This window comes from Bacillus sp. AFS001701, from assembly GCF_002559405.1.
GTDB lineage: Bacteria > Bacillota > Bacilli > Bacillales > Bacillaceae_G > Gottfriedia.
Window position 1 is genome coordinate 1 of the sequence record NZ_NTZO01000424.1, and the last position, 4628, is coordinate 4628.

Here is a 4628-nt window from a genome sequence, read left to right on the forward strand (position 1 = left end):
TAATTAAATTCTGTTTTAAATAGGAGTGATGTAATTGAAAGCTTATATTTTAAGAGACACTAAAGGGCCAGAGTCACTAAAATTTGAAAATGTTGAGATTGGTACTGTTCATCCGAATGAAGTAGTCATTAAGTTAAAGGCAGCATCATTAAACAGACGTGATTTTTTTATAACTCACGGTATGTATCCAGGGATGAAATTAGATGGTATTTTAGGATCTGACGGTGCTGGAGTTATTGAAGCTATTGGAGATGAAGTAAAGGGTTTTACTGTAGGTGATGAAGTTATCTTGAACCCGAGTTTAAACTGGGGAGATCGTGACGATATCAATTCTGATGAATTCACTGTACTTGGAATGCCATCTAATGGTACGTTTGCTGAATTTATTAAACTACCAGTTGAAAATGTTTATAAAAAACCTGCGTATTTGTCATGGGAAGAGGCAGCAGCAATTCCATTAGCTGCACTTACTGCATATAGAGCATTAATAACACGTGGTCAATTACAACAGAATGATACCGTATTGATTCCAGGTATTGGTAGTGGAGTAGCATTATATGCATTGCAAATTGCTGTTGCATTCGGATCAAAAGTACTAGTTACATCTAGTAGCAATGAAAAAATTGAAAAGGCAATTGAAATAGGTGCGACAGCTGGTTTTAATTATCGAGAAAATGATTGGTATAAAAAACTTCGTAAAGAATTTGGATTTGTAAATCTTACGATCGATGGAGTTGGTGGAGAATCATTTAATCGATTAATTGATTTGACTGCTCAAGGTGGAAGAATCGTATCATTCGGTGCGACAAATGGACCAGTTCCTCAAACAGTTTTGCCAAAAGTATTCTTTAAAAATATGGATATTAGAGGTACTACTATGGGAAGTCCAAGAGAATTTGAACAAATGTTGGCATTTTTTGAAGAACATAAAATTAAACCAATTATCGATCAATCATTTGAATTTACGGATGTCATTAGTGCATTACAACGAATGGGTGAAGGAAATAATTTTGGTAAGATTACCGTTAAAATTGGTTAATTTGTATTGTTTTTTACCAGTTTGTCTTCAATCAAAAGAACTGAATTATTCAGTTCTTTTTTTTTTGCTCCTTGATAAATTACAATTAACATCATATGATTATTACAAATGTAATATTTAAAAAATTTAGTATTTTGAGTATTGTAAGCGTTTTAACAAATTGATTAAATATTTTAGGGGGCTTATTATGAAACATTCTTACTTAACTAGAGAACATGAAATCTTCCGCACGGCTCTTAGAAAGTTCTTACAAAAAGAAGCTGTACCATTCTATGAAGAGTGGGAACAAAACAAAATGATCCCTAGAGAATTCTGGGATAAATTAGGAAATGAAGGATTTTTGTGTCCTTATGTTGACGAAAAGTATGGCGGGTTAGGTGTAGATTTTGGCTATTCAGTCATTATTATAGAGGAACTTGAGAAAGTTGGTTCAAGTTTAGTTGGTGTAGCATTACACAATGATATTGTTGTACCTTATTTGACTGCTTATGCAAATGAAGAGCAAAAAATGGAATGGTTACCTAAATGTATTTCAGGTGAATATATTAGTGCAGTTGCTATGACTGAACCAGGTGCTGGATCAGATTTAGCCAATATTAAAACAACTGCAGTAAAAGAAGGGGATTACTATATCGTTAATGGTGAGAAAACATTTATTACGAATGGTATTCATTCAGACCTTATTATCATTGCAGTTAAAACTGATACGACAATTCGACCTGCTCATAAAGGAATAAGCTTGCTAGTTGTCGAAAAAGATACAGTTGGGTTTTCTAGAGGAAAGAAATTGAATAAAGTAGGACTTCATAGCCAAGATACGGCTGAATTAATTTTCCAAGATGCTAAAGTACCTGTAAAGAATTTATTAGGAGAAGAAGGAGAAGGCTTCTATTACTTAATGGAAAAATTACAGCAAGAAAGATTAGTAGTTGCTTTAGAAGCATTAGTTTCAGCTGAAGAAATGCTGAAAGTGACAACTGAGTATGTGAAAAGTAGAAAAGCATTTGGAAAATCAATTGCTGGGTTCCAAAATACTCAATTTAAACTTGTAGAATTGGCTACTGAAATTGAAATTGGTCGTACTTTCATTGAGGACTTAATTTATAAGCATATGGAAGGCGTAAATGTCGTTAAGCAAGTATCAATGGCAAAATGGTGGATTACAGATTTAGGTAAAAAAGTAGCTTCAGAGTGTCTTCAATTACATGGTGGATATGGATATATGGAAGAATACGAGATTGCTAGACGTTTTAGAGATATTCAGATCATGTCAATTTACGCAGGTACAAATGAAATCATGAAGACAATTATCGCAAAACAAATGGGATTAAATTAAACCAGACTTAAAATTGGAGGATCAAATTTATGAGAGAAGTAGTTATTGTTGATGCTTTAAGAACACCTATTGGTAAAAGAGGCGGCAGCTTTAGCGAAACAAGACCTGATGACTTAGCTGCAATTGTACTAAAGGAATTAGTAAGTCGAAATGAATTTGATCCAAAAGAAATAGATGATGTGATTATGGGCTGTGTTACTCAAATTGGTGAACAGGCTGGTGATATTGGTAGAGTTGCTGCTTTATTAGCAGGTCTACCAATTGAAGTGCCTGGTGTTACAATTGACCGTCAATGCGGATCAAGTCAACAATCTGTCCATTTTGCATCACAAGCCATTTTAAGTGGAGATATGGACATTGTCATTGCAGCTGGTGTTGAAAGTATGACACGTGTACCAATGTTTTCGAATTTAAAAGGATCAAAATGGAATGAAAAACTAACGAATATGTTTGGTGACTTTAACCAAGGGATCTCAGCAGAACGCATAAATGAAAAGTGGAATATCAGTCGAAGTGAGCAGGATGAATTTGCTTATAATAGCCATCAAAAAGCATTAAAAGCAATGAAACAAGGCTATTTTGAAGACGAAATTGTTGCAGTTTCTGTTACGAATCAAGAAGGTGAGCTTGTTAAAGTAACGAAAGATGAAGGACCAAGAGAAAACTCTTCCATTGAAAAATTATCTACTTTAAGACCAGCTTTTACTGAAAATGGTTCGGTTACTGCTGGAAATGCAAGTCAAATTAGCGATGGAGCAGCAGGACTACTTTTAATGAGCAAAGAAAAAGCTCATCAATTAGGATTTAAGCCAAAGTTTCGAATTATTGGGAGAACGGTAGTAGGTTCCGACCCTCAATTAATGTTAACAGGGCCAATTCAAGCAACTCAAAAAGTTCTACATAAATGTGGTTTAACAATCGATCAAATCGATTTGTTTGAAATAAATGAAGCATTTGCTGCAGTTCCTTTAGCATGGCAAAAAGAATTAAATGTACCATTTGAAAAATTAAATATATTCGGTGGTGCGATCGCATTAGGTCACCCACTTGGAGCTAGTGGAGCAAGGGTCATGGTTACATTGTGTAATGCTTTAGAGAAAACAGGCGGACGTTATGGATTACAAGCGATCTGTGAAGGCCATGGTATGGCAAATGCTACGATTATTGAGAGATTAAATTAATTAAACAACAACAAATTGGGGGATTTAAAAAATGAACATTCGTGATAGCATAGCAATCGTTACAGGTGGAGCATCAGGTCTAGGTGCAGGTACGGTTAGAATGATCGTAGAAAATGGTGGGAAAGCTGCTATTTTCGATTTAAATGAAGAAAGAGCTGCTAGCTTAATTTCTGAATTAGGTGAAGAAAATGTTTGTTTTGAAAAAACAGATGTATCTTCAGAGGAGAGCGTAAAAAATTCAATTAGTAATGTTTTAACTAAATATGGTTCATTTAATACAGTAGTAAACTGTGCAGGAATTGTTTTAGCTGAAAAAGTAATTAAAAGAGACGGAATTCATTCATTAGAATCTTTCCAAAAAATCATCAATGTAAACTTAGTTGGTACATTTAACGTTATTCGTTTAGCAGCTGAACAAATGATTAACAATGAACCAAATGAATTTGGTGAAAGAGGTGTTATTATTAATACCGCTTCAGTAGCAGCATTTGATGGCCAAATGGGGCAAGCAGCTTACGGTGCATCAAAAAGTGCAGTAGCTGGAATGACATTACCAATTGCTAGAGATTTATCAAGATACGGAATCAGAGTCATGAGTATTGCTCCTGGAATATTTGAAACGCCAATGTTTGATGTATTACCAGAAAAAGCTAGAGAATCATTAGGAAACATGGTTCCATTCCCATCACGTCTTGGTAAGCCATCAGAATATGCACACTTAGCAAAAAGCATTGTTGAAAATCCAATGTTAAATGGTGAAGTAATCCGTTTAGACGGTGCAATTCGTATGCAGCCAAAATAAGAATGAAATCAGAGGCAGGAAGAGCAGGTTAACTTGTTCTCCTGCTTTTTTTAGTTTATGTATGGGATTAGTAGTTGTTTTAAATGATGGAAGTTTAGTTGAACAAGGAGATCAACTTTTTTTAGAAGTGTTAAAGTCATTTGGTTAAGGGGAAATATAAATGCACAATTTTTTTCAACTACATACTGAAAACTTTGATGAATGCAGGGAAACAATAAAAAATATTTTCTGGATGTACCAAGATATGATTAGAAGCTATGGAGGATTTGG

Annotated in this window: 4 protein-coding genes; all 4 read left to right on the forward strand. The window is 34.4% G+C overall.

What is annotated here, in order from left to right; all coding sequences use genetic code 11:
• The first annotated feature begins 34 nt into the window (after positions 1–34).
• The 4 genes from CN514_RS20480 to CN514_RS20495 all read left to right on the forward strand — a co-directional run bounded on the left by CN514_RS20480 (position 35) and on the right by CN514_RS20495 (position 4358).
• On the forward strand, positions 35–1039 hold the full coding sequence (locus CN514_RS20480) for a zinc-dependent alcohol dehydrogenase family protein (RefSeq protein ID WP_098234172.1): 1005 nt from the start codon (positions 35–37) through the stop codon (positions 1037–1039).
• Positions 1040–1226: 187 nt separating this feature from the next.
• Positions 1227–2375 (forward strand): acyl-CoA dehydrogenase family protein, encoded by a 1149-nt coding sequence (locus CN514_RS20485; protein WP_176526004.1) that lies wholly within the window; start codon positions 1227–1229, stop codon positions 2373–2375.
• A gap of 29 nt (positions 2376–2404) precedes the next feature.
• Complete coding sequence (locus CN514_RS20490; RefSeq protein ID WP_025671148.1) at positions 2405–3556, forward strand: thiolase family protein; 1152 nt, start codon at positions 2405–2407, stop codon at positions 3554–3556.
• Positions 3557–3587: 31 nt separating this feature from the next.
• Entirely contained in the window at positions 3588–4358 is a 771-nt protein-coding gene (locus CN514_RS20495) for a 3-hydroxyacyl-CoA dehydrogenase (RefSeq protein ID WP_025568444.1), read from the forward strand.
• The last annotated feature ends 270 nt before the right edge of the window (positions 4359–4628 follow it).

Excerpts from the sequence above, each read along its gene's own strand:
- CN514_RS20490 (WP_025671148.1), top strand. The coding sequence starts at position 2,405 with ATGAGAGAAGTAGTTATTGTTGATGCTTTAAGAACACCTATTGGTAAA.
- CN514_RS20485 (WP_176526004.1), top strand. The coding sequence starts at position 1,227 with ATGAAACATTCTTACTTAACTAGAGAACATGAAATCTTCCGCACGGCT.
- CN514_RS20495 (WP_025568444.1), top strand. The coding sequence starts at position 3,588 with ATGAACATTCGTGATAGCATAGCAATCGTTACAGGTGGAGCATCAGGT.